Raw genomic sequence first — 23,689 nt, 5'->3', positions numbered from 1 at the left:
ACAATCGCGACGTGAGTGACGACTCGGCGACCCCGGACGGACGGAACGGCACCTCCGCGCACCCGGGGGGCCGTCCCCGTACGGCGGCGCGCCGTGCCCCGCGTCCGGCGTCGCGGCGGCTGCACACCGCGAGCCGCAGCGTCGCCGACCAGGCACCGTCCGCGGACATCCCGGCCCAGCAGCACGTGCCGTCGGGCCCCGCGGCGCCGTCCGCGCCGCCGGCCGCCGCGCCGTCGCAGGTCCAGGGGGCCGCCCCGATCGCGCCGCCCGCGGGGGCGACCACCCCGGCGTCGACGATGGCCGAGCTGCTCCCCGAGGACCGCTACCTCAACCGTGAGCTGTCCTGGCTCGACTTCAACGCCCGGGTGCTGGCCCTGGCCGAGGACTCCAGCCAGCCGCTGCTGGAGCGCGCGAAGTTCCTCGCGATCTTCGCCTCCAACCTCGACGAGTTCTACATGGTCCGGGTCGCGGGCCTGAAGCGCCGCGACGAGACCGGCCTGTCCGTGCGCAGCGCCGACGGCCTGACCCCGCGCCAGCAGCTGGCCCGGATCACCGAGCGGAGCCGCGCGCTGTCGCGGGCGCACGCCGAGGTGTTCATGGACGAGCTGCTCCCCGAGCTCGACGCGGCCGGCGTCCACCTGCGCAGCTGGGAGGACCTGACCGACGCCGAGCGCCTGCGGCTGTCGGACTACTTCACCGAGACGGTGTTCCCGGTGCTCACCCCGCTCGCGGTGGACCCGGCGCACCCGTTCCCCTACATCTCCGGGCTGTCGCTCAACCTCGCGGTGACGGTCCGCGACCCCGAGGGCCGGACCGAGCGGTTCGCCCGGGTCAAGGTGCCGAACAACGTGCCGCGGCTGGTGTCGGTCGACCCGCCGGACACCGACACCCGCGCCGGGAACCGGCAGTGCACGTTCCTGCCGATCGAGGACCTGATCTCCGCGCACCTCGGTGACCTGTTCAACGGCATGGAGGTCACCGAGGTCCACCCGTTCCGCGTCACCCGCAACGCCGACCTCGAGGTCGAGGAGGACCGCGACGAGGACCTCCTGCAGGCCCTGGAGCGCGAGCTGGCCCGGCGCCGGTTCGGCCCGCCGGTCCGCCTCGAGGTGCTCGACACCATGTCCGAGCACGTGCTGGAGCTGCTGCTGCGCGAGCTCGACGTCGACCCGAACGACGTCGTCACCGTCCCCGGGCTGCTCGACCTCACCGGTCTGTGGCAGGTGCACGGGGTCAACCGCCCCGACCTGAAGGACGAGCCGTTCCGCCCCGCGACGCACCCGGCGTTCGCCGAGCGGGAGACCCCGCGCAGCGTGTTCGCGACCCTGCGCGAGGGCGACGTGCTGGTGCACCACCCCTACGACTCGTTCTCGACGTCGGTGCAGCGCTTCATCGAGCAGGCCGCCGCCGACCCGAACGTGCTCGCGATCAAGCAGACCCTGTACCGCACCTCCGGCGACTCCCCGATCGTCAACGCCCTGATCGACGCCGCCGAGGCGGGCAAGCAGGTCGTCGCCCTGGTGGAGATCAAGGCCCGGTTCGACGAGCAGGCCAACATCCGCTGGGCACGCGAGCTGGAGAAGGCCGGCGTGCACGTGGTCTACGGCCTGGTGGGGCTCAAGACGCACTGCAAGACCTGCCTGGTCGTGCGCCAGGAGGGGTCGGAGATCCGCCGCTACTGCCACATCGGCACCGGCAACTACAACCCGAAGACCGCGCGGCTCTACGAGGACGTCGGCGTGCTCACCGCCGACCCGACCATCGGCGCGGACCTCACCGACCTGTTCAACTCCCTCACCGGCTACTCGCGGCAGACCTCCTACCGGAGCCTGCTCGTGGCGCCGTACGGCATCCGCCGCGGCATCGTCCGCCGCATCGACGACGAGATCGAGGCGCACCTGTCCGGCGAGTCCGGCGCGCGGGTGCAGATCAAGGCGAACTCGCTCGTCGACGAGGCCATCATCGACGCCTGCTACCGGGCGTCGCAGGCGGGCGTGCCGGTCGACATCGTGGTGCGCGGCATCTGCGCGATCGTCCCCGGGCGGCCGGGGCTCAGCGAGAACATCACCGTCCGGTCGATCCTCGGGCCGTTCCTGGAGCACTCCCGGGTGCTGCACTTCGGCTCGGCCGACGAGTACTGGATCGGCTCGGCGGACATGATGCACCGCAACCTGGACCGCCGGGTCGAGGTCATGCTGCGGGTCGCCGACCCGAAGCTGGCCGACCAGCTCGGCGCGATGTTCGACTCCTGCCTGGACCCGGCGACGCGCTGCTGGACGCTCGGGCCGGACGGGACCTGGTCGCCGTCGCCCGCGCCGGGCTCGGAGAACATCCGGGTCCGGGACCACCAGGTCGAGATGATGAACTCCCGCCGCGGCAGCAGCGAGGACTGATGCTCTCCGCACAGCTCCGGACCGACGGCGCCGAGGTCGACCCGGCGGGGATCGCCGACGTCGTCGCGGCCGGGACGGTGCCGTGGCGCCGCGCGGACGACGGCACCGTCGAGGTGGCCCTGGTCCACCGCCCCCGCTACGACGACTGGTCCTGGCCCAAGGGCCACCAGGACCCGGGCGAGGCGCTGACCCTGACCGCGCTGCGCGAGACCGCCGAGGAGGCGCACCTGGGGTGCCGCCTCGGCGCCCGGCTCGGTCACACCGCGTACGGCGTACCCGGCAAGGGCCACAAGGTCGTGCACTACTGGGCCGCCGAGGCGGTCCGCGATAACGGCTTCACCGTCACCGACGAGACCGACGACCTGCGCTGGCTGCCCCGCGACGAGGCCGCCGCGCTGCTCACCCGCCCGACCGACGCCGACCTGCTGGACCGGCTCGACCGGGTGGGGCCGCCGTCGTCGACGGTGGTGCTCGTGCGGCACGCCAAGGCGGGCAGCCGGACCGCCTGGGAGGGCGACGACGACCTGCGCCCCCTGTCCGGCACCGGGTTCACCCAGGCCGACCGGCTCGCGGACTTCCTCGGCCGCTTCGGCCCGGACCGGCTCGCGACCGCCCCGCCGCTGCGCTGCGGCCAGACGATCGAGCCCTACGCCCACGCGTCCGGCGCGGGCGAACCGGACGTGGAGCCGCTGCTCGGCGAGCACGGCTACTGGGTCTCCCCCGCCGACGGCCTGGCCCGCTTCCGCACCCTCGCGGCGCAGCCCGGCGTGACGCTGCTGTGCAGCCAGGGCGGGGTCATCCCGGACGTCGTCGGGCACCTGCTCGCCGCCGCGGGCCGGTCCCCCGACCCCGACCTGCCCTCGCACAAGGCCAGCACCTGGGTCCTGGGCTTCGGCGACGACGGCGCCCTGCTGTCGGCCGACTACTACCGCCGCCCGCCCTCCTGACCCGCCGCGCCGTCCCGGACCCGGCGGCCCCGGGTCCGGGCCGCTCGTCGATCAGTACCCGAGTGCTGTCCGACCCCGGGCGGGCAGCACTGGTGCACTGATCGACCGGGTCCCGGAAGCCCGCTCCCGGCGACGGCGTGTGCGATCGCGAACGGGCGCACCGGTTCCGGCCCGCCGGGCGTGGGCCGGGGTGCAGGGTGCGCGGGTGGAGGAGCCGTTCCGGGGGTCGGAGGCCGTCGCGCGTGGGACCGTCACGCCGGGGCGGCTGCGCGGGCCACGGTTCGTGCGCCTGTTCCCCGACGTGTACGTCTCCGCCGTGGTCCCCGTGACGCCGCTGCTCCGGGCCCGGGCCGCATCGATCCACGCCGGGCCCCTCGACGCGCTCGCCGCCCGGAGACGGGACCGGCCGGTGTTCGTCGCGGTGCGGGGCACACCGGCCCCCGAGCAACGGACGCTGTCCCGGATGACGGCGCCGTGCCCCGGCTTCGACCCCGCCGACCTGCTGGTCCGGCGGTCGCTCCACCCGCACGTGCGGGGCTCGGCCCGGCTGGACAGGGTCGTCGCGCTCGCCGACCCGCGCGCGGAGTCCCCGCCCGAGACCCGGCTACGGCTGTTGCTCGTGCTCTCCGGGCCCCCCGTCCCCCAGGTCCGGTTCCCGCTGTACGACGGCCGGAGCCGCCCCTGGTTGCGGTTCGACCTCGCCTACCCCGACGCCCTGCTCGCGATCGAGTACGACGGCGCCCACCACGACGACCCGCTCGACCGCATCCGCGACACCCGCACCGCGGCGCTGGGATGGCAGACCCTCCGGATCACCGCCGACGGCCTCACCCGCAACGCCGGTCGCACCGTCGGGACGGTCCGCGCCCTGCTCGCCCGACGGACCCGCCTCGCGCCCTACTGACCCCGACCGCACCCGGCTGCGTCACCGATGCCGCGATCCCCGTCGATCAGTACATGAGTGCTGTCCGCACCCGCTCGAACAGCACTCATGTACTGATCGACGCGCCCGCAGGCAGCGCCGGGCGGCGCGACGCGGGCAGCGCGGAACACCGTGGCGCAGCGCGGGGCGGCGCCGACCGGGGGCAGTACGGTGGCGCGGCTACTTCTCCGCAGCGGCCTTCCGCCGGGCCGGCTTCTTCGCCGACGCGGCCGCCTTCTTCGGGGCAGCCGCCTTCTTCGCCGGTGCCGCCGCGGCGGCCGGAGCGCCCGCGGTCTCCGGCGGGATCGTCTTGCGGGTCGCGGTGGTGCGACCGTTGCCCGTCGCGGCCCGCTCGGTACGGCGGGGGGCGCTGGTCGCGTTCGCGGCGGCGGCCTCGCTGGCGGCCACCCGTTCCTTGAAGGCGGCGCCGGGCCGGAACGACGGCACCACGGTCTCCCCGACGGGCACCGTCTCCCCGGTCCGCGGGTTGCGGGCGGTGCGCGGTGCACGTCGTCGCGGCTCGAAGACCCCGAACCCGGTCAGGGTGACGGTCTCACCACGCCCGACGGCGTCCACGATCACCTCGACCATCGCGTCGACGGCCGACGTGGCGGCACGACGGTCTCCGAGCCGGGCGGTCAGCGCATCGACGAGCTGAGCCTTGTTCATGGTCACGAAAGGTAAGGCTGCGCCCCTGCCGCGCACCAGATCCCGACGCGAGTCCAGGTCGCATACCATCCATCAGTACAGGTCCGAACGGGTGATCACCACGACATCTGTCGGAGCATGGTGACCACCCGTGTTCGGATCAGGCCAGAGTGCGTGGCATCCGGGCGGGCCGGGTTCCCTCGAACGCGGTGATGTCGGCCTCGTGCCGCAGGGTGAGTCCGATGTCGTCGAGACCCTCCAGCAGCCGCCACCGGGCGTAGTCGTCGATCTCGAACGGCACGGTCAGGTCGCCGGCCTGCACGGTCTTCTCACCCAGGTCCACGGTGATCTCCGTGCCGGGCTCGGTCTCGAGCTTCTTCCAGATCAGCTCGACGTCGGGCTGGGCGACCTCGGCGGCCACCAGACCCGCCTTCGCCGAGTTGCCGCGGAAGATGTCGGCGAACCGCGACGAGATGACGACCCGGAAGCCGTAGTCCATCAGCGCCCAGACCGCGTGCTCACGCGAGGAGCCGGTACCGAAGTCCGGGCCCGCGACGAGCACCGACCCCCGGTCGAAGGGCTCGTTGTTGAGCACGAAGGACGGGTCGTCGCGCCAGGCGGAGAACAGGCCGTCCTCGAAGCCGGTGCGGGTGACCCGCTTGAGGTAGACGGCCGGGATGATCTGGTCGGTGTCCACGTTGGACCAGCGCAGCGGCACGCCGATCCCGGTGTGGGTGTCGAACTTCTCCATCAGTCCAGGTCCTCCGGGCTGCTCAGCGTGCCGCGCACGGCGGTCGCGGCGGCGACCAGCGGCGACACCAGGTGGGTACGGCCGCCCTTGCCCTGCCGCCCCTCGAAGTTGCGGTTCGAGGTGGACGCGCAGCGCTCACCGGGCGCGAGCTGGTCGGGGTTCATGCCCAGGCACATCGAACAGCCCGCGGAGCGCCACTCGGCACCGGCGGAGGTGAAGACCTTGTCCAGGCCCTCCTCCTCGGCCTGGAAACGCACCCGCATCGACCCCGGGACGACGAGCATCCGCACGCCCTTCGCGACCGAGCGCCCGTCGAGCACCTCCGCGACCGAGCGCAGGTCCTCGATCCGGCCGTTGGTGCAGGAGCCGACGAACACCGCGTCGACGGGCACCTCCCGCAGCGGGGTCCCACCGGTGAGGCCCATGTAGGACAGCGCCTTCTCCACGGCGGCGCGCTCGCCGTCGTCGGAGATGGTCTCCGGGTCGGGCACGGACTCGCCCAGCGGCAGGCCCTGGCCGGGGTTGGTGCCCCAGGTGACGAACGGGGTGAGCTCGTCGGCGTCGATCCGCACGACCCGGTCGAACTCGGCGCCGTCGTCGGTGCGCAGGGACCGCCAGTCGGCGACGGCGGCGTCCCAGTCGTCGCCGACCGGGGCGTGGTCGCGGCCCTTGAGGTAGGCGAAGGTCGTCTCGTCCGGGGCGATCATGCCCGCGCGGGCACCGGCCTCGATCGACATGTTGCAGACCGTCATCCGGGCCTCCATCGAGAGGTTCTCGATGACGTTGCCCCGGTACTCCAGCACGTGGCCCTGCCCGCCGCCGGTCCCGATCCGCGCGATCACGGCGAGGATGACGTCCTTGGAGGTGACGCCCGGGCGCAGCGTGCCGTCGGCACTGGTCACCTCGATCGCCATCGTCCGGAACGGCTTGAGCGGCAGCGTCTGGGTGGCGAGCACGTGCTCGACCTCGGAGGTGCCGATGCCGAACGCCATCGCGCCGAACGCGCCGTGGGTGGAGGTGTGGGAGTCCCCGCAGACCACCGTGGTGCCGGGCTGGGTCAGCCCCAGCTGCGGTCCGACCACGTGCACGATCCCCTGCTCGGGGTCGTTCATCGGGTGCAGGCGGACGCCGAACTCCTCGCAGTTGCGACGTAGGGTCTCCACCTGGGTCCGCGAGACCTCGTCCGCGATCGGGGCGAGGACGTCGAGGGTCGGGACGTTGTGGTCCTCGGTGGCGATGGTGAGGTCCGGACGGCGCACCGGACGGCCCGCGAGCCGGAGCCCGTCGAACGCCTGCGGGCTCGTGACCTCGTGCACCAGGTGCAGGTCGATGTAGAGCAGGTCGGGCTCGTCGCCCTCGCCCTTGCGGACGAGGTGCCGGTCCCAGACTTTCTCGGCCAGCGTGCGCGGCTTCTCTGCGGTGGTCACGCCCGCCTCCTCTGTGATCTGATCGCGGTGGACTTCCCAGATCGTGGGAAGTTAGTATCGGAACGTGGGACAGTCTAGCGGGATCGGCGTGCTCGACAAGGCCGTGGGGGTTCTCCGGGCGACGGCGGAGGGGCCGTGCGGCCTGGCGGAGCTCTGTGAGCGCACCGGCCTGCCCCGGGCGACGGCCCACCGGCTCGCCGTCGGGCTCGAGGCGCACGGGATGCTGCTGCGCACACCGGACGGGCGCTGGCACCCCGGCCCGACCCTCGGCCAGCTCGCGGGCGGACGGCCGGACCCGCTGCTCGACGCCGCGGCCGCCGTGCTGCCCCGGCTGCGCGACATCACCGGCGAGAGCGTGCAGCTCTACCGGCGCGACGGGATCCACCGGATCTGCATCGCACACGCCGAGCCGCCGTCCGGCCTGCGGGACACCGTGCCCGTCGGCTCCCGGCTGCCGATGACCGCGGGCTCCGGGGCGAAGGTGCTCGCCGCCTGGTGCGACCCGGCCACGCAGCGGCTCATCCTCGCCGACGCGAGCTTCTCCGAGCGCGTGCTCGTCGACGTCCGCCGCCGCGGCTGGGCACAGAGCGTCGCCGAACGCGAGGCCGGGGTGGCGTCGGTGTCGGCCCCGGTGCGCGACGCGGCGGGCCAGGTCGTCGCCGCCGTCTCGGTGTCCGGGCCGGTGGACCGGATCGGGCGCCGTCCGGGGGTCCGCTGGGCCGCCGACCTGCTCGCCGCGGCCGACGCGCTGCAGCACCGGCTCACCTGATCGGCCCCTGCTTGCGGTACCGACGCGACTGAGGTGACGGTTCCGGGCTCCACTACCGTGTGGAGGTCCGGCACCGGGCCGGACCCTTCGGACATGGTCGGCACACCGGGGAGACGATGGGTTACCTGCTGGGCATCGACGTCGGCACCACCCGCACCGCGGCTGCGGTCATCGGCTCCGGCACCGTCGAGATGGTCACGCTCGGTGACCACTCGGTCGACATCCCGTCCGTGGTCTACGTGGCGCCCGACGGCGGTCTGCTGTTCGGCGAGGCCGCCGAGCGCCGCGCGCTGACCGAGCCGGACCGCGTCGCCCGCGAGTTCAAGCGGCGCATCGGCGACCCCACGCCGATCCCGCTGGGCGAGCAGTCCTTCGCCCCCGAGCAGCTGTCCGCGCTGCTGGCCGAGCACGTCGTCGACGTCGTCGCGCGCACCGAGGGCGGCGCGCCCGAGCGCATCGCGGTGACCCACCCGGCGTCCTGGGGCACGCACAAGTGCGACCTGTTCGCCGCGGCCCTGGCCGAGCGCGGCCTGACCGTCACCTTCCTCACCGAGCCGCAGGCCGCCGCGCTGCACTACGCGACGAACGAGCGGGTCGAGCCCGGCGCGACCGTCGCCGTCTACGACCTGGGCGGCGGGACCTTCGACGCCGCCGTGGTGCGTAAGGAGGCCGCGGGCGGCGGGTTCACGCTGCTCGGCAGGCCCGAGGGCGTCGAGCAGCTCGGTGGCGCCGACTTCGACCAGGCCGTCGTCGACCACGTGCGCGACGCCGTCCCGGCCGCCTTCGAGGGGCTCGACGAGACCGACCCGAACGTCCTGTCCGCGATGGCCCGGCTGCGCCGCGACTGCCGCGAGGCCAAGGAGGGCCTGTCGGCCGACACCGAGGTCTCGATCCCGGTGTGGCTCGGCGAGGTCCGCACGACGGTGCGCCTGCACCGCAGCGACTTCGAGGAGCGCATCCGGCCCCGGCTGGAGGAGTCGGTCGAGGCGCTGCAGCGCGCGATCGCCTCGGCCGGGCTGGCCGCTTCCGGGCCGTCGGTGGTGCTGCTCGTGGGCGGGTCCTCGCGGGTCCCGCTGGTCGCCGAGCTGGTCTCCACCGGGCTCGGGCGTCCCGTGCAGGTCGACGCGGATCCGAAGAACACCATCGCGAAGGGCGCCGTCGTCGCGCTCGGGCCGGCCGACCCCGTGCCCGGCACCGGCTCGGGCGGGTTCGGCGCGGTGTCGGCGAGCAGCGGTCTCGCCCTGGCCCCCGACCCCGGCCCGCTGCCCTGGGAGAACCCGGACCCGGTCACCGACCGGATGCCGACCGGCGGCACGACCCAGCTCGACGGCGACCGCACCGCCTACCTCGAGGGCGCCCGCGCCGACCCGCCCACCGACCGCTTCCCCGTCGTGCCGCCGATGGGCTACGACCAGACCGCCGTGCACGGCTACGGCGGGTACGACGGCTACGACGACGGCGAGACCACCGTCGCCCCCGGGCCCGCACCCGTCCGCCGCTCCCCCGCGCTGCTCATCGGCGCCGGCGGGGTCGTCGCGGCGCTGGCCGTGCTGGGCACGGTGTTCCTCTGGCCGCAGGACCACTCGATCGGCAACGCGATCCCCAACCTCCCCGCGACGCCGACGACCACCGAGGCCCCGCCCCCGACGACGGTCGAGGAGCAGCCGGTCCGTCAGCCGGAGCGGACCCGGGAACGCACCACCGAGGCCGTCCCGACGACGACCGACGCCCCGATCCCCGTGCCGCCGCCGGTCGTGACCACGACGACGACCGCCCCGCCGCAGAGCTCGACGTCCTCGTCGTCCTCGACGCCGCCTCCGCCGGACAGCTCGACGCCCAACCCGCCGGAGGGGAACCCGGTCCCGCCGGGCACCTGAGGCAGCCGACAGATCGACAGTCCGGATTGATGAATCCGGACTGTCGACATATCGTGGGTTGCATGCCGCAACCGAGCACGGGGACCGCCGCCGCCACCACCGCCCGCGCGGTCCGGATCGGCGTCGGCCGGCTGCGCCGCCGCATGCGCGAGCACTACGACCGCGACCAGCTGACGGCGTCGCAGACCGCGCTGCTCGGCCGCCTCGACCGCGGCGGCCCCAGCACCGCCGCCGCGCTCGCCGCCGCCGAGGGCGTCCGCCCGCAGTCGGTCGCGATGTCGATCGCCGCCCTGGAGGAGCGCGGCCTGGTCGAGCGCCGCCCGGACCCCTCCGACGGGCGCCGTCAGATCGTCTCGGTCACCGACCTCGGCCGCCGGTTCACCGCCGACGCCCGGTCCGCCGGGGAGGACTGGCTCGCCGGGGTGCTCGCCGACCGGCTCTCCCGGGACGAGCTGCGCACCGTCGACGAGGCGATGCGGCTGCTGGAACGGGTGACCGAGCCGTGATGCTGCACCGGAGCCGCCGTACCGGCCCGCCCACGTTCGACCGCCGGCTGCTCGTGCCCATGATCGGCGGGGCCGTGCTGAACCCGGTGAACTCGTCGCTGATCGCGGTCGCGCTGGTGCCGATCGGGCTCGCCCTCGGCGCCCCCGCGACCGAGACCGCCTGGCTGGTGTCCGGCCTCTACCTCGCGACGGCGGTCGGCCAGCCCGTCACCGGGCGCCTGGTCGACCTGTACGGGCCACGCCCGCTCTACCTGGCCGGCGCCGTGCTGGTCGGCGTCGGCGGGACCCTGGGTGCGCTCGCCCCCGACGTCTGGTGGCTGGTCGCGGCGCGGGTCGTCATCGGGCTCGGGACGTGCGCGGGCTACCCGGCGGCGATGGCACTGATCCGCGGCGAGGCCGACCGCACCGGCACCGACAGTCCGGAGGGCGTGCTGACGGTGCTGTCGATCGCGACGTCGACGATCGCCGTCGTCGGGCCGAGCCTGGGTGGGCTGCTCCTCGGGGTCGCGGGCTGGCGGGCGGTGTTCGTGGTGAACATCCCGCTGGCCCTGCTGTGCCTGGCGCTCGGTGCGCTGCGACTCCCCCACACCCCGGTCGCCCAGCGGGGCGTGCGGGCCGCACTGCGCCGGGTCGACCCGCCGGGGATCGTGCTGTTCGCGGTCACCGTCGTCGCGCTGCTGCTCGCCCTGCTGCACCCCGACGCCGGCGCGGTCGCCCCCGCGGTGGTGGCTGTCGCCGCCGGGGCGGGGCTGGTGGTGCGCGAGCTGCGGACCCCCGAGCCGTTCCTGGACCTGCGGGTGCTCGGCGGGAACGTGCCGCTGCTGCTGACCTTCGTCCGCGCGGTGCTCACCGCGACCGTCTCCTACTGCGTGCTGTACGGCTTCACCCAGTGGCTGGAGCAGGGCCGCGGGCTCACCCCGGCGACGGCCGGGCTGGTCCTGCTGCCGATCTTCGTCACCGGGATCGGGGTGACCGCGCTGACCGGCAGGCGGCGCGCGGTCCGGGGCAAGCTGCTCGTCGGCGGGGCCGCCCAGGTGCTGCTCGCCGCACTGCTGTTCACCCTCGGGCCCACCAGCCCGGTCTGGGTCATCGTCGTCGTCGCACTGCTCGCCGGGCTGCCGCAGGGCCTGAACAACCTCGCCGTGCAGAACGCGGTCTACCGGCAGGCCGACCCGGAGCGGGTCGCGTCCTCGGCCGGGCTGATGCGCACCTTCTTCTACCTGGGCGCCATCGCCGCCTCGGCCGCGGGCGGGATCGCCTTCGGCGGCGGTACGGCGGGCGACGGCCTGCCCGTCCTCGCCGCGGTGATGCTCGTCGCCTCGACGCTGTTCGTCCTGCTCACCCTCGCCGACCGTTCACTGGCCCGGCTCGCCGGACCGGAAGGAGCACCCTCGTGACCGACCAGCTCGACCCCACCCGCACCGTGGTGCTCGTCATGGACTACCAGCGCTCGATCGTCGACGCGGTGGCCGAGCGCACCGGGCACCCCGCGCCGGTCGACGCCGCCGCCCGCGCCGTCGCCACCGCCCGGGCCGCGGGCGCCCTGGTGGGGCACGTGCGCGTCGCCCTCACCGACGAGGAGGCCGCCGCGGCCCCCGCACACAGCCTGTTCGGCCGGGCGATCGCCGCGCGGCCCGCCGGGTCGATGCACCCCGACCACCCCGGCACCGCCTTCGACGAGCGGGTCGCCCCGGAGCCCGGGGACGTCGTGGTCCGCAAGTCGCGGGTGGGGGCGTTCTCCACCACCGACCTCGACGCGCGGCTGCGCGCGGCGGGCGTCACCACCGTGGTGCTCGCCGGGCTGTCGACCAGCGGGGTGGTGCTCACCACGGTGCGCGAGGCCGCGGACCGGGACTTCCGCGTCGTCGTCCTCGGCGACGCCTGCGCGGACCCGCGGGCCGACGTCCACGACGTCCTGCTGTCCGCGGTGTTCCCCACCCAGGCCCTGGTCACCACGACCGACCGGCTCCCCGGGCTGCTCGGCGCGACCTGACCCGGGCACGACGAAGGCCCCGCTCCGTGGAGCGGGGCCTTCGTGGAGTAGTCCCGACGGGATTTGAACCCGCGCTACCGCCTTGAGAGGGCGGCGTCCTAGGCCGCTAGACGACGGGACCAGGACATTCGGCTCGATCTCGATTGCGGACCCCCTGCGAGGGAGTCCGTGGTAGTCCCGACGGGATTTGAACCCGCGCTACCGCCTTGAGAGGGCGGCGTCCTAGGCCGCTAGACGACGGGACCAGGACATTCGGCTCGATCTCGATTGCGGACCCCCTGCGAGGGAGTCCGTGGTAGTCCCGACGGGATTTGAACCCGCGCTACCGCCTTGAGAGGGCGGCGTCCTAGGCCGCTAGACGACGGGACCTTGGACGAGACCGTGCCGATTGTCAGAAACCATCATTCCGGAGAATTCGTGATTTCCGCTGGGGTACCAGGACTCGAACCTAGACTAACTGAACCAGAATCAGTCGTGCTGCCAATTACACCATACCCCATCGAAAAGCGGGCCCCGTTCCGGAGCGAGGCCCACTCTCCGTTGATGTAGGTACTCTAACCCATGCCCTGGGAGCGTCTGACACCGGCCCCCAGGCGGGCGAGCGACCGCTCGCGGCCCAGCAGCTCCATGCTCTCGTAGAGCGGCGGGGACACCGTGCGCCCGCTGATGGCGACGCGGACGGGGGCGAACGCCTTCCGCGGCTTGAGCTCCAGACCGTCCACGAGCGAGGTCTTGAGCGACTCCTCGATCGCGGCGGCCGACCACTCCGGCAGGTCCGTGAGCCCGGCGACGGCGGCCTCCAGCACCGGGGCCGCGTCGGCGCCCAGGTTCTTCGCGGCGGCGTCGTCGTCCGGGGTGAAGGTGTCCTCGTCGCGGAAGAGGAAGGCCAGCATCCGGGCCGCGTCGGACAGCACCTGGCTGCGCTCCTGCACCAGCGGCGCGGCGGCGGCTAGCACCGAGCGGTCGGGGTCGGTGATCCCCTCGGCGGCGAGGTACGGCACGACGCGCGCGGCGAAGTCGTCGGGGGCGAGCAGGCGCAGGTGCGCGGCGTTGATCGCCTCGGCCTTCTTGAGGTCGAAGCGGGCGGCGTTGCTCGACACCCGGGACACGTCGAAGGCGGCGACCATCTCGTCGAGGGAGAACACGTCGCGGTCCTCGGCGATCGACCAGCCGAGCAGCGCGAGGTAGTTGAGCAGCCCCTCCGGCACGAACCCGCGGTCGCGGTAGTGGAACAGGTTCGACTGCGGGTCCCGCTTGGACAGCTTGCGGTTGCCCTCACCGGTGACCAGCGGGAGGTGGGCGTAGGTGAAGGGGCCGTGGCCGATGCCGACCCGGGCCAGCGCCTCCAGCAGCGCGATCTGCCGCGGGGTGGAGGCCAGCAGGTCCTCCCCGCGCAGGACGTGCGTGATCTCCATCAGCGCGTCGTCGACCGGGTTGGTCAGCGGGTACAGCGGGGTGCCGTCGCCGCGGGCCAGCACGAAGTCGGGCACCTGCCCGGCCCGGAACGTGATCTCGCCGCGGACGAGGTCGGTGAAGGTGATGTCGTGGTCGGGCATGCGCAGCCGGTAGACCGGGGCGCGGCCCTCGGCCCGGAACGCGGCGCGCTGGTCCTCGGTGAGGTCGCGGTCGGCGTTGTCGTAGCCGAGCTTGGGGTCGCGGCCCGCGGCGCGGTGCCGGGCCTCGATCTCCTCGGCGCTGGAGAACGACTCGTAGACCTCGCCGGCGTCGATCAGCCGGCGCAGGGCGTCGGCGTAGACCTCGCCGCGTTCGCTCTGCCGGTACGGCCCGTGCGGGCCGCCCTTCTCGACGCCCTCGTCCCAGTCGAGGCCGAGCCACTCCAGCGCGTCGAGCAGGGCCCGGTAGGACTCGTCGGAGTCGCGGGAGGCGTCGGTGTCCTCGATCCGGAACACCAGGGCCCCGCCGTGATGGCGGGCGTGGGCCCAGTTGAACAGGGCGGTGCGGATGAGGCCGACGTGCGGGGTACCGGTGGGCGACGGGGAGAACCGCACCCGGACCTGGGCTGGAGTACTCATGGTCGGTCCAGCGTATCGACCCCGTACGGAGGGGTGGTGCACGCGGGCGCCGGATGGACCATGGTGGAGGCAGTCGCGGCGCACCGGAGCGCCGTGCGACGCGAGGAGGGAACCCCGTGTTCCAGTTGACCGCTCTCTACAACCACCCCGAGGACGTCGCCGCGTTCGACACGCACTACGACACGGTGCACGCGCCGCTGGCACGGAAGATCCCCGGCCTGGCGCGGTTCACGGTCTCCCGGCCCGCGCCGGGTCCGGACGGGGCGAAGCCGGCGTACCACCTGGTGGCCGTGCTGGAGTTCCCGGATGCGGCCGCGTTCCAGGCCGGCATGGGCGGCGAGGAGGGGCAGGCGGCCGTCGCCGACCTCGAGAACTTCGCCGGCGCCGGGGTGTCCCTGCTGACCGGGCCGTCGAACCAGATCTGAGCCGGTGGGTGGCCGCCGGGCTCCGGCGGCCACCCGTACCGCGTCAGTTGGTGGCGACCTCGCGGCTCGACACGAGCGCGGCGAGCCGGTCCCCGATCGACGAGGTGTTGCCCGTCGCCGCGTGGTCCCGAGTGGCCAGGTCGAACGCGACCGCGGCCTCGATGCGGCGGGCCGAGTCACGCTGGCCCATGTGGTCGAGCAGCAGCGCGACCGACAGCACGGCGGCCGTCGGGTCGGCGATGCCCTGGCCCGCGATGTCCGGGGCGGAGCCGTGCACCGGCTCGAACATCGACGGGTTGGTACGGCTGGCGTCGATGTTGCCGCTGGCCGCCAGGCCGATGCCGCCGGTGACCGCCGCCGCCAGGTCGGTGAGGATGTCGCCGAACAGGTTGTCGGTGACGATCACGTCGTACCGGCCCGGGTCGGTGACCAGGTGGATCGTGGTCGAATCGACGTGCTGGTAGGCCACCGACACCTCGGGGTACTCCAGCGACACCTCCTCGACGATCCGCGACCACAGCGCACCGGCGAAGGTCAGGACGTTGGTCTTGTGGACCAGCGTCAGGTGCTTCTTCGGCCGCCGCTGGGCGCGGGCGAACGCGTCGCGCACGACACGGTCGATGCCGAACGCCGTGTTCTGGCTGACCTCGGTCGCGATCTCGTGCGGGGTGTCCTTGCGGAGCAGGCCGCCGGTGCCGACGTACGGACCCTCGGTCCCCTCGCGCACGACCACCAGGTCGATCTCCGGGTTGCCGGCCAGCGGGCCGCGCACCCCCGGGTAGAGCCGCGCGGGGCGCAGGTTCACGTGGTGGTCCAGCTCGAAGCGCAGGCGCAGGAGCAGGCCGCGCTCGAGGATGCCGCTGGGCACCGACGGGTCGCCGACCGCACCCAGCAGGATCGCGTCGTGCTGCTTGATCTCGGTCAGCACCGTCTCCGGGAGCAGCTCGCCCGTGGAGTGCCAGCGGGCGGCACCGAGGTCGTACTCGGTCGTCTCCACGTCGCGGGCGACCTCGCCCAGGACCTTGAGTGCCTCGTTGATCACTTCCGGGCCGATGCCGTCACCGGGGATGACCGCAAGGCGCATGACCTCGTCCTCTCGTCGTACTGCTGGCCGCACGCTACCGCCTGCCGACGCAGGGTCATCGTTCGGCCACCCGGTGGGGTGGTCCCGTCCGGGTGACGCGTGCGCCGCACGCGGTCGGAGTACCCGCGACACGCGGCCGTTCCGGGGACTCCGGCCCGTTCCGAGGGGTGGGACGCCCGCCGCGGCCGTCACCCGTCCGGATGGTAGTGGGGAAGAAGCGCGACGACGGCGTCGTTGCCCCGGACGTGCCCACGCCCGACCGCCCGCTGCGTCGCCTCGGCTTCCTCACCATCGGTTCCTTCGACGGCGACGACCCCCGCCCCGGCCACGAGACGACCCTGGAGATGATCGCCCTCGGCGAGCGTCTGGGCTTCGACTCGGCCTTCGTCCGGCACCGTCACCTGCAGTTCGGCATCTCCTCGCCGGTCGCGGTGCTCGCCGCGGCGAGCCAGCGGACCTCGCGGATCGAGCTCGGGACGGCCGTGGTCCCGCTGGGCTGGGAGAACCCGCTGCGCCTCGCCGAGGACCTCGCGACGGTCGACGTGCTCTCCGGCGGCCGGCTGAACCCGGGCGTCTCTGTCGGGCCGCCGATGCAGTGGGAGCACGTGCGGGACGCGCTCTACCCGGACACCGCCGACGTCGAGGACTTCGGCCGCGAGCGGGTGTCGCGGCTGCTGCGCCTGGTGCGCGGGGAGCGGGCGAGCACCTTCTCCGGGACGGTCGGGATCGAGTCGTTCTCCGAGCGGGTGCAGCCGCACTCCCCCGGTCTGGCCGGGCGGATGTGGTACGGCGCGGGCAGCGACTCCTCCGCCGTCTGGGCCGCGGGGCAGGGCCTGAACCTGCTGACGAGCAACGTGGTGCGCTCCGGCGGGGAGACCGACTTCGCCGCGATCCAGTCCCGGCAGATCCGGGCGTACCGCGAGGCGAACCCCGCCGGGCGCGTGTCGCAGGGCCTGGTCGTCGTCCCGACCGACTCGGCGACGCCCGCCCAGCGCGAGCGCTACGCCGCCTACGCCCGCGAGCGCGACGCCCGGGTCGGCGTCCCGCAGGGCCCGGCCGGGCTGCTGTTCGCCCGCGACCTGGTCGGCACCTCCGCCGAGATCGCCGAGCGGCTGTGGGCCGACGCCGGGTTCCGCGAGGTCGACGAGGCGGTGTTCGCGCTGCCGTTCGGCTTCCCGCACGACGACTACGTCCAGATCGTCACCGACATCGCCGGCGCGCTCGGACCGGCGCTGGGCTGGGCGCCGCGCGGCTGACCCGGCGGCCGCGGCACGGCCGCCCCGGGCTCAGTGCCCGGCGCGCGGCAGCGCCCGGCGGGCCCGCACCCGGCCAGGGGCCTCGATCATCGCGACGAGCGCGGCGAGGACCACGAGCATGCCGGGGCCGATCGTCATCGTCGCCGACGGCGGCCCGGTCACGATCGCCATCACCGACACGACGTAGGGCACCGTCAGCGACAGCCCGGTGACGAAGCCGACGCCGAGCAGCACCAGGCACCCCACACCGACCGCCGTGCCCGCCAGTACCAGTGCCCGCAGCCAGCTCACCGGGTCCCCCTCCGCTCGTGGCGAGCAGACACGATCCCACGACCGACCGGGTCCGCGCAGCCGTTTCCCGCAGTGCGGGACGGGGCCCGGTCGCTCAGTCGTCGAAGGAGATGAGCCGGATCGTCCGGGCGCCGACCGAGGCGCCGATCGGCTCCAGCACCGCCGGGTCGATCTGGCGGTCCACCCGCAGCAGCATGACGGCGTCGGTGCCGTCGGTGGTCTGCGAGATCTGGGCCGCCTCGATGTTGACCGCGGCCTCCCCCAGCAGCGACCCGACCCGCCCCATCACGCCGGGCCGGTCGGCGTACTCCAGCAGCACGACCTCACCCTCGGCGCGCAGGTCGAAGTGCCGCCCGTTGATCTCGACGAGCTTCTCGACCTCGGCGCGGCCGGTCAGGGTGCCGGACACGGTGACCTTCTCGCCGTCGGGCATGGCGCCGCGCAGCTGCACGACGCTGCGGTGGTTGGCGCTCTCCGGGCTGGTGGTGATCTCCACGGTGACCCCGCGCTCCTCGGCGAGCTGCGGCACGTTCACGAACGTCACCTGGTCCTCGACGACGTGGGTGAACACCCCGCGCAGCGCGGCCAGGCCGAGGACCTGGACGTCCTCGGTGGCCAGCTCGCCCGCGACGTCGACGGTGACCGAGGTCGGGGTGCGCCCGGCGACGGCGTGCAGGGTGGTGCCGAGCTTCTGCACCAGCGGCAGCCAGGGCCGGACCTCCTCGCCGACGGCGCCGTGGATCTGCACGTTGACCGCGTCCGGTACGAACTCCCCGGCCAGGGCCAGCTGCACCGAGCGGGCCACGTCGGTCCCGGCCCGGTCCTGCGCCTCGGCGGTGGAGGCGCCCAGGTGCGGGGTGACGACGACGTTCTCCAGCTCGAACAGCGGGCTCGACGTGGTCGGCTCGGTGACGTAGACGTCGATCCCGGCGCCGCCGACGTGCCCGGAGCGGACCGCCTCGGCCAGGGCGTCCTCGTCGATCAGGCCACCGCGGGCGGCGTTGACGACGAGCACCCCCGGCCTGGTCAGCGCGAGCTGGTCCTTGCCGATCAGCCCGAGGGTCTCCGGGGTCTTCGGCAGGTGCACGGTGATCATGTCCGCGGTGCGGAGCAGGTCGTCGAGGCTCATCAGCTCGATGCCGAGCTGCGCGGCCCGCGACGGCGCGATGTAGGGGTCGTAGGCGACCAGCGTCATGCCGAACGCGGCGAGGCGCTGCGCGACGAGCTGCCCGATCTTGCCGAGCCCGACGATGCCGACGGTCTTGCCGTTGAGCTCGACGCCGCCGTAGGACGAGCGCTTCCACGCCCCGGAGCGCAGCGCGGCGTCCGCCGGCGGGATGTGGCGCGCGGTCGCGAGCAGCAGCGCGATGGCGTGCTCGGCGGCGGAGACGATGTTCGAGGTCGGGGCGTTGACGACCATCACCCCGCGCGCGGTGGCGGCGGGGACGTCGACGTTGTCCAGGCCGACCCCGGCGCGTGCGACGACCTTGAGGCGGCCGGCCGCGGCCAGCGCCTCGGCGTCGACCCGGGTGGCGGACCGGACCAGCAGCGCGTCGGCGTCGGCGAGCGCCGCCAGCAGGGCGGGGCGGTCGGTGCCGTCGACGTGGCGGATCTCGACGCCGTCCCCGAGCAGCTCGACGGCGGAGGGCGCGAGCGTCTCCGCGAGCAGGACGACGGGACGGTGGTCGGTGGCTGCGGTGCTCACGGTGTGCGGATGCTCCCGGGTCGGACGGGCCTGGCCTCGGCTCATCCTAGGACGGCGCGACGGTCCGGCGGCGATGCGCGCACCACGACTTGGGCGGCTCCGGACGGAACTGCACGTGGGCACCCCGTCACTCTGCGGGACAGCGGGGTGGCTGTCGCCGCCCCGCGACCGTCGGCCCGGGTGCACACTGTGCACGAGGGGGTGGCCGTGCATCCGTCGATCGAACGCGTCCGGTCCGAGATCGAGGCTCTGTGCCGCCGGCTCGGCATCCGCAGCCTGGAGCTGTTCGGGTCCGCTGCCGGCCCGGGCTTCGACCCCGACCGCAGTGACGTCGACGTCCTCGTCGACCTCGGTCCACGGGCCACCGACAGCTCCGGCCTCTACTTCGAGCTCAAGGAAGAGCTCGAACGGCTGCTCGGCCGAACGGTCGACCTCGTCGTGGACGACGCCGTCGTCAACCCGTACCTCCGACGGTCGATCGACGAGCAGCGTGTCGCCCTCTACGCCGCGTGACCCGCGCGCGTTCCTCTGGGACGCGCGACGTGCCGCGGGTCTCGTCGAACGGTTCGTCGCCGACCGGAGTCTCGACGACTACCTGTCGGACGTGTTGCTCCGTTCAGCGGTGGAGCGCCAGTTCGAGATCGTGGGCGAGGCGCTCAACCGGCTCTCGCGGGCGGACCCGGAACTCGCTCTCCGCGTTCCGACCTGCCCAGGCTCGTGTCGTTCCGCAACATCCTGATCCACGGCTACGCCGTGGTCGACGACGAGATCGTGTGGGACGCCGCGACGAACCGGCTCCCCGACCTGCTCTCTGTCCTCGACCGGCTGCTCGCCGACAGCCCCTGAACGCGCGGAACCCCCGCCCGGTGTCGCCGGTACGGGGGTTCCACGTCGCCTGGTCCGGATGGGTGCGTCCGGGCCCGGGCATCCGCGGGCCGTCTGGGGCCCGCGCGATTCATCCTGCCGGACGCATCCGGCAGTGGATCACTTGGCCTTCTCGCCGACCCAGCTCATGAGGCCGCGGAGCTTCTCGCCGACCTGCTCGATCGGGTGCTCGGCGCCCTGCTGCTGCAGCTTGGTGTAGTTGCCGCGGCCGGCCTCGTCCTCGGCCACCCACTCGCGGGCGAAGGTGCCGTCCTGGATCTCGCCCAGGATCTTCTGCATCTCGGCCTTGACCGCGGGCGTGATGACGCGCGGGCCGCGGGTGAGGTCGCCGTACTCGGCGGTGTCGGAGATGGAGAAGCGCTCGTTGGCGATGCCGCCCTCGTACATGAGGTCGACGATCAGCTTGAGCTCGTGCAGGCACTCGAAGTAGGCGATCTCCGGGGCGTAGCCCGCCTCGGTCAGCACCTCGAAGCCGGTCTGGACCAGCGCGGCGGCACCGCCGCAGAGGACGGCCTGCTCACCGAACAGGTCGGTCTCGGTCTCCTCCTTGAAGGTGGTCTCGATGACGCCCGCGCGGGCGCCGCCGATCCCGGCCGCGTAGGAGAGCGCGAGCGCCTTGGCGTTGCCCGAGGCGTCCTGCTCGACGGCGATCAGGGCGGGGACGCCCTTGCCGTCGACGAACTGGCGGCGGACCAGGTGGCCCGGGCCCTTCGGCGCGACCATGGCCACGTCGACGTTCGCCGGGGGCTTGATCAGCTCGAAGCGGATGTTGAAGCCGTGGCCGAAGAACAGCGCGTCGCCGTCCTTCAGGTTCGGCTCGATGTCCTGGGTGTAGATGAAGCGCTGCTTGGTGTCGGGCGCCAGGACCATGATCACGTCGGCCCAGGCGGAGACCTCGGCCGGCGTGCCGACCTCGAGGCCCTCGTCGGCGGCCTTCTGCCGGGACTTGGAGCCCTCGGGCAGACCGATCTTCACCTCGACCCCGGAGTCACGCAGGGACAGCGAGTGCGCGTGCCCCTGGGAGCCGTAGCCGATCACGGCGACCTTGCGGCCCTGGATGATCGACAGGTCGGCGTCGGCGTCGTAGTAGATGTTGACACTCATGGCTCTGGGACGGTTCCTCTCGGAGGTTGTGTAGCGACGACTGTCTAGCGGACGGCCGCGGCGGTGATGGACCGGGGGCCGCGGCCGACGGCCACCATCCCGGACTTCACCATCTCGCGGATCCCGTAGGGCTCCAGCATGCGCAGGAGCGCGTTGAGCTTGTCGGCCGACCCGGTGGCCTCGACCGTGACCGCCTCCGGGGAGACGTCGACGACCTTGGCGCGGAACAGCTGCACGGTCTCGACGACCTGGCTGCGCACCGTGGCGTCGGCCCGGACCTTGACCAGCAGCAGCTCGCGCTGCACCGAGGCGTCCGGCTCCAGCTCGACGATCTTGATGACGTGCACCAGCTTGTTGAGCTGCTTGGTGACCTGCTCCATCGGGAGCTCGTCCACCTCGACGACGATCGTCATGCGGGAGACGTCGGGGTGCTCGGTCGGGCCGACCGCGAGCGAGTTGATGTTGAACCCGCGCCGCGAGAACAGCCCGGAGACCCGGGCCAGGACACCCGGCTTGTCCTCGACCAGGACCGAGAGGGTGTGGAGCTCGCTCACTTCTCGCCCTCCAGGGCCTGCTCGGTGACGTCGGCGACCGCGTCGACCGACGCGGCCAGCTCGTCGTGCTCGAACTCCGGCCGGATGTCGCGCCGGACGTTGATCTCGTCGTTGCTCGTGCCCGCGGCGACCATCGGCCACACCTGGGCGTCGGCACCGACGACGAACTCCACGACGACCGGCCGGTCGTTGATCTCCATGGCCTGGTGGATGACCCGGTCGACGTCCTCCTTGGACTCGACCCGCAGCCCCTCGCAGCCCATCGCCTGCGCGAGCATCGGGAAGTCCGGGATGCGCAGCTTGTGGGTGTTGAGGTCGGTGTTGGAGTACCGCTCGCCGTAGAACAGGTTCTGCCACTGGCGGACCATGCCGAGGTTGCCGTTGTTGATGACGGCGACCTTGATCGGGATGCCCTCGATCGCGCAGGTGGCGAGCTCCTGGTTGGTCATCTGGAAGCAGCCGTCGCCGTCGATGCACCAGACGACGGCGTCCGGCTCGCCGACCTTGGCGCCCATCGCGGCCGGGACCGCGTAGCCCATGGTCCCGAGCCCGCCGGAGTTCAGCCAGGTCCGCGGCTTCTCGTACTTGACGAACTGCGCGGCCCACATCTGGTGCTGGCCGACGCCCGCGGTGTAGATCGCGTCGGGCCCGGCGATCGCGCCGATCCGCTCGATCACATACTGCGGCGAGAGCGCCCCGTCGGTCGGCTCGTCGTAGCCGAGCGGGTAGCGGTCGCGCAGCCCGCCGACCTGCTTCCACCAGGCCGACAGGTCCGGCTCACCGTGCTCGGCGCGGTCCGCACGGACGGCCTCGACCAGGTCGGCCAGGACCTCCTTGCAGTCCCCGACGATCGGCACGTCGGCGCGCCGGTTCTTGGAGATCTCGGCCGGGTCGATGTCGGCGTGGATGATCTTCGCCCCGGGGGCGAAGCTCTCCAGCTTGCCGGTGACCCGGTCGTCGAACCGGGAGCCGAGCGCGACCAGCAGGTCGGACCGCTGCATCGCCGCGACCGCGGCGACGGTGCCGTGCATCCCGGGCATGCCCAGGTGCAGCGGGTGGCTGTCGGGGAACACACCGCGCGCCATCAGGGTGGTGACGACGGGCGCCCCGGTCAGCTCGGCCAGCTCCCTGAGCTCCTCGGCGGCCTCCGCCTTGAGGACACCGCCGCCGACGTAGAGCACCGGCTTGGCCGACTCGCGGATGAGCCGGGCGGCCTCGCGGATCTGCTTGCCGTGCGGCCGGGTCGTCGGCCGGTAGCCGGGCAGCTGCAGCTCCGGGGGCCAGGAGAACGTGGTCTGCTCCTGCAGCACGTCCTTCGGGATGTCCACCAGGACCGGGCCGGGCCGGCCGGTGGACGCCAGGTGGAAGGCCTCGGCGATCGCGCGCGGGATCTCCGTCGCGTCGGTCACCAGCATGTTGTGCTTGGTCACCGGCATGGTGATGCCGGTGATGTCGGCCTCCTGGAAGGCGTCGGTGCCGATCAGCGGCCGGGTCTGCTGACCCGTGATGGCCACCAGCGGCACCGAGTCCATGTGGGCGTCCGCGATCGGGGTGACCAGGTTCGTGGCCCCCGGCCCGGACGTCGCCATGCAGACCCCGACCCGGCCGGTGGCCTGCGCGTAGCCGGTCGCCGCGTGTCCGGCGCCCTGCTCGTGGCGGACGAGGATGTGACGCACCTTCGTCGAGTCCAGGAGCGGGTCGTACGCGGGCAGGATCGTCCCGCCGGGCAGCCCGAAGACGACCTCGCAGCCGATCTCCTCGAGCGAACGCACCAGGGACTGGGCGCCGGTCATGGGCTCGTCCACGACGCGCGGGCCGGGCACGGTGGTCTCACCGGGTGCCGGGGCCGCGCTGCGGGACGTGCCGGAGGCCGCGGACCGGCCGGGCGGCGGGCCCGGCTTCGGGCCGGGCGAGCCGGGCTTGGCGGGGACGGTGGTCATCTGGGTCTGCCTCGCTGGAGATCGTGTCGATCAGATGCCGGACATGGGCTGGACTCGGAGCTGGACATGAAAAAACCCCCGCCGCCCGGTACTCCGGGCGCTGCGAGGGTGAGCGCGTCGTCGTTCGAGAAGGTCGAACTCAGGCGACGACGCGCCCAAGAAGTACGAGAATTCGAACG

Annotated in this window: 23 protein-coding genes and 4 tRNA genes; 13 read left to right on the top strand and 14 right to left on the bottom strand. The window is 73.3% G+C overall.

Going from position 1 to position 23,689, the window contains the following annotated elements:
* The first annotated feature begins 11 nt into the window (after positions 1–11).
* The 3 genes from KPL57_RS02315 to KPL57_RS02305 all read left to right on the top strand — a co-directional run bounded on the left by KPL57_RS02315 (position 12) and on the right by KPL57_RS02305 (position 4,244).
* A complete protein-coding gene (locus KPL57_RS02315) occupies positions 12–2,393 on the top strand; it encodes an RNA degradosome polyphosphate kinase (protein ID WP_226350230.1) in 2,382 nt (793 codons plus the stop codon).
* A complete protein-coding gene (locus KPL57_RS02310) occupies positions 2,393–3,340 on the top strand; it encodes an NUDIX hydrolase (protein WP_226350229.1) in 948 nt (315 codons plus the stop codon). The genes KPL57_RS02315 and KPL57_RS02310 overlap by 1 nt, the downstream gene beginning before the upstream one ends.
* Before the next feature lie 205 nt (positions 3,341–3,545).
* Positions 3,546–4,244 carry an endonuclease domain-containing protein gene (locus tag KPL57_RS02305; protein WP_226350228.1) on the top strand — a complete coding sequence of 233 codons (699 nt, stop codon included), beginning with the start codon at positions 3,546–3,548 and terminating at the stop codon, positions 4,242–4,244.
* A gap of 198 nt (positions 4,245–4,442) precedes the next feature.
* Here the strand turns inward: KPL57_RS02305 and KPL57_RS02300 are convergent, their stop codons facing one another.
* The 3 genes from KPL57_RS02300 to leuC form a co-directional block, all read right to left on the bottom strand.
* Positions 4,443–4,931 (bottom strand): HU family DNA-binding protein, encoded by a 489-nt coding sequence (locus tag KPL57_RS02300; RefSeq protein ID WP_226350227.1) that lies wholly within the window; start codon positions 4,929–4,931, stop codon positions 4,443–4,445.
* Positions 4,932–5,070: 139 nt separating this feature from the next.
* Positions 5,071–5,661, bottom strand: a complete 591-nt coding sequence (gene leuD / locus KPL57_RS02295) for a 3-isopropylmalate dehydratase small subunit (RefSeq protein WP_226350226.1) — start codon at positions 5,659–5,661, stop codon at positions 5,071–5,073.
* Positions 5,661–7,088, bottom strand: a complete 1,428-nt coding sequence (leuC, locus tag KPL57_RS02290) for a 3-isopropylmalate dehydratase large subunit (RefSeq protein WP_226350225.1) — start codon at positions 7,086–7,088, stop codon at positions 5,661–5,663. The genes leuD and leuC overlap by 1 nt, the downstream gene beginning before the upstream one ends.
* A 64-nt stretch (positions 7,089–7,152) precedes the next feature.
* Here leuC and KPL57_RS02285 point away from each other — a divergent pair, with 64 nt between their 5' ends.
* The 5 genes from KPL57_RS02285 (at position 7,153) to KPL57_RS02265 (ending at position 12,233) form a co-directional block, all read left to right on the top strand.
* Complete coding sequence (locus KPL57_RS02285; protein ID WP_226350224.1) at positions 7,153–7,857, top strand: IclR family transcriptional regulator; 705 nt, start codon at positions 7,153–7,155, stop codon at positions 7,855–7,857.
* Between the two features lie 116 nt (positions 7,858–7,973).
* Positions 7,974–9,734 carry an Hsp70 family protein gene (locus tag KPL57_RS02280; protein ID WP_226350223.1) on the top strand — a complete coding sequence of 587 codons (1,761 nt, stop codon included), beginning with the start codon at positions 7,974–7,976 and terminating at the stop codon, positions 9,732–9,734.
* 62 nt (positions 9,735–9,796) lie between these two features.
* The gene (locus KPL57_RS02275; protein ID WP_226350222.1) at positions 9,797–10,240 is read left to right on the top strand and encodes a MarR family winged helix-turn-helix transcriptional regulator; all 444 of its coding nucleotides are present in this window, start codon (positions 9,797–9,799) and stop codon (positions 10,238–10,240) included.
* Complete coding sequence (locus KPL57_RS02270) at positions 10,240–11,637, top strand: MFS transporter (RefSeq protein WP_226350221.1); 1,398 nt, start codon at positions 10,240–10,242, stop codon at positions 11,635–11,637. The genes KPL57_RS02275 and KPL57_RS02270 overlap by 1 nt, the downstream gene beginning before the upstream one ends.
* Positions 11,634–12,233, top strand: coding sequence for an isochorismatase family protein (locus KPL57_RS02265; RefSeq protein WP_226350220.1), 600 nt, complete (start codon positions 11,634–11,636; stop codon positions 12,231–12,233). Before KPL57_RS02270 ends, KPL57_RS02265 begins: the two co-directional genes overlap by 4 nt.
* A 48-nt stretch (positions 12,234–12,281) precedes the next feature.
* Here the strand turns inward: KPL57_RS02265 and KPL57_RS02260 are convergent.
* The 5 genes from KPL57_RS02260 to gltX form a co-directional block, all read right to left on the bottom strand.
* A tRNA-Glu gene (locus KPL57_RS02260) sits at positions 12,282–12,354 on the bottom strand.
* A gap of 48 nt (positions 12,355–12,402) precedes the next feature.
* A tRNA-Glu gene (locus tag KPL57_RS02255) sits at positions 12,403–12,478 on the bottom strand.
* A gap of 48 nt (positions 12,479–12,526) precedes the next feature.
* Positions 12,527–12,602 (bottom strand) — tRNA-Glu (locus tag KPL57_RS02250).
* Positions 12,603–12,660: 58 nt separating this feature from the next.
* A tRNA-Gln gene (locus KPL57_RS02245) sits at positions 12,661–12,732 on the bottom strand.
* A gap of 55 nt (positions 12,733–12,787) precedes the next feature.
* Positions 12,788–14,266 carry a glutamate--tRNA ligase gene (gltX, locus tag KPL57_RS02240; protein WP_226350219.1) on the bottom strand — a complete coding sequence of 493 codons (1,479 nt, stop codon included), beginning with the start codon at positions 14,264–14,266 and terminating at the stop codon, positions 12,788–12,790.
* A gap of 116 nt (positions 14,267–14,382) precedes the next feature.
* Here gltX and KPL57_RS02235 point away from each other — a divergent pair, with 116 nt between their 5' ends.
* On the top strand, positions 14,383–14,691 hold the full coding sequence (locus KPL57_RS02235; RefSeq protein WP_226350218.1) for an EthD family reductase: 309 nt from the start codon (positions 14,383–14,385) through the stop codon (positions 14,689–14,691).
* A gap of 43 nt (positions 14,692–14,734) precedes the next feature.
* On the opposite strand, the gene KPL57_RS02230 is transcribed toward KPL57_RS02235, so the two are convergent.
* Complete coding sequence (locus KPL57_RS02230; RefSeq protein WP_062397147.1) at positions 14,735–15,775, bottom strand: 3-isopropylmalate dehydrogenase; 1,041 nt, start codon at positions 15,773–15,775, stop codon at positions 14,735–14,737.
* 245 nt (positions 15,776–16,020) lie between these two features.
* Between KPL57_RS02230 and KPL57_RS02225 the strand changes: the two genes are divergently transcribed.
* Entirely contained in the window at positions 16,021–17,031 is a 1,011-nt protein-coding gene (locus KPL57_RS02225) for an LLM class flavin-dependent oxidoreductase (protein WP_226350635.1), read from the top strand.
* A gap of 30 nt (positions 17,032–17,061) precedes the next feature.
* Here KPL57_RS02225 and KPL57_RS02220 read toward each other — a convergent pair whose 3' ends face one another.
* Entirely contained in the window at positions 17,062–17,322 is a 261-nt protein-coding gene (locus KPL57_RS02220; protein ID WP_226350217.1) for a hypothetical protein, read from the bottom strand.
* 94 nt (positions 17,323–17,416) lie between these two features.
* The gene (gene serA / locus KPL57_RS02215; RefSeq protein ID WP_226350216.1) at positions 17,417–19,027 is read right to left on the bottom strand and encodes a phosphoglycerate dehydrogenase; all 1,611 of its coding nucleotides are present in this window, start codon (positions 19,025–19,027) and stop codon (positions 17,417–17,419) included.
* A gap of 180 nt (positions 19,028–19,207) precedes the next feature.
* On the opposite strand from serA, the gene KPL57_RS02210 reads away from it, so the two are divergent.
* The 3 genes from KPL57_RS02210 to KPL57_RS65790 are packed head-to-tail and all read left to right on the top strand — an operon-like array spanning position 19,208 to position 19,873.
* Positions 19,208–19,540 carry a nucleotidyltransferase family protein gene (locus KPL57_RS02210; protein WP_226350215.1) on the top strand — a complete coding sequence of 111 codons (333 nt, stop codon included), beginning with the start codon at positions 19,208–19,210 and terminating at the stop codon, positions 19,538–19,540.
* Positions 19,518–19,766: a DUF86 domain-containing protein gene (locus KPL57_RS71700; protein ID WP_374203652.1), complete on the top strand. Its 249-nt coding sequence runs from the start codon at positions 19,518–19,520 to the stop codon at positions 19,764–19,766. Before KPL57_RS02210 ends, KPL57_RS71700 begins: the two co-directional genes overlap by 23 nt.
* Complete coding sequence (locus KPL57_RS65790; RefSeq protein WP_308016750.1) at positions 19,745–19,873, top strand: HepT-like ribonuclease domain-containing protein; 129 nt, start codon at positions 19,745–19,747, stop codon at positions 19,871–19,873. The genes KPL57_RS71700 and KPL57_RS65790 overlap by 22 nt, the downstream gene beginning before the upstream one ends.
* Positions 19,874–20,011: 138 nt before the next feature.
* Here KPL57_RS65790 and ilvC read toward each other — a convergent pair whose 3' ends face one another.
* Genes ilvC through KPL57_RS02190 form a run of 3 tightly spaced genes read right to left on the bottom strand, consistent with a single transcriptional unit; the run spans position 20,012 to position 23,510 of the window.
* Positions 20,012–21,016, bottom strand: a complete 1,005-nt coding sequence (ilvC, locus tag KPL57_RS02200) for a ketol-acid reductoisomerase (RefSeq protein ID WP_226350214.1) — start codon at positions 21,014–21,016, stop codon at positions 20,012–20,014.
* A 44-nt stretch (positions 21,017–21,060) separates the two neighbouring features.
* On the bottom strand, positions 21,061–21,570 hold the full coding sequence (ilvN, locus tag KPL57_RS02195; protein WP_062397155.1) for an acetolactate synthase small subunit: 510 nt from the start codon (positions 21,568–21,570) through the stop codon (positions 21,061–21,063).
* Positions 21,567–23,510, bottom strand: coding sequence for an acetolactate synthase large subunit (locus KPL57_RS02190; protein WP_226350213.1), 1,944 nt, complete (start codon positions 23,508–23,510; stop codon positions 21,567–21,569). The genes ilvN and KPL57_RS02190 overlap by 4 nt, the downstream gene beginning before the upstream one ends.
* Positions 23,511–23,689: the final 179 nt, after the last annotated feature.

This window comes from Pseudonocardia sp. ICBG601, from assembly GCF_020496245.1.
Note: the sequence above shows the minus strand (reverse complement) of the source record. Positions and strands in the feature narration are given on the sequence as shown.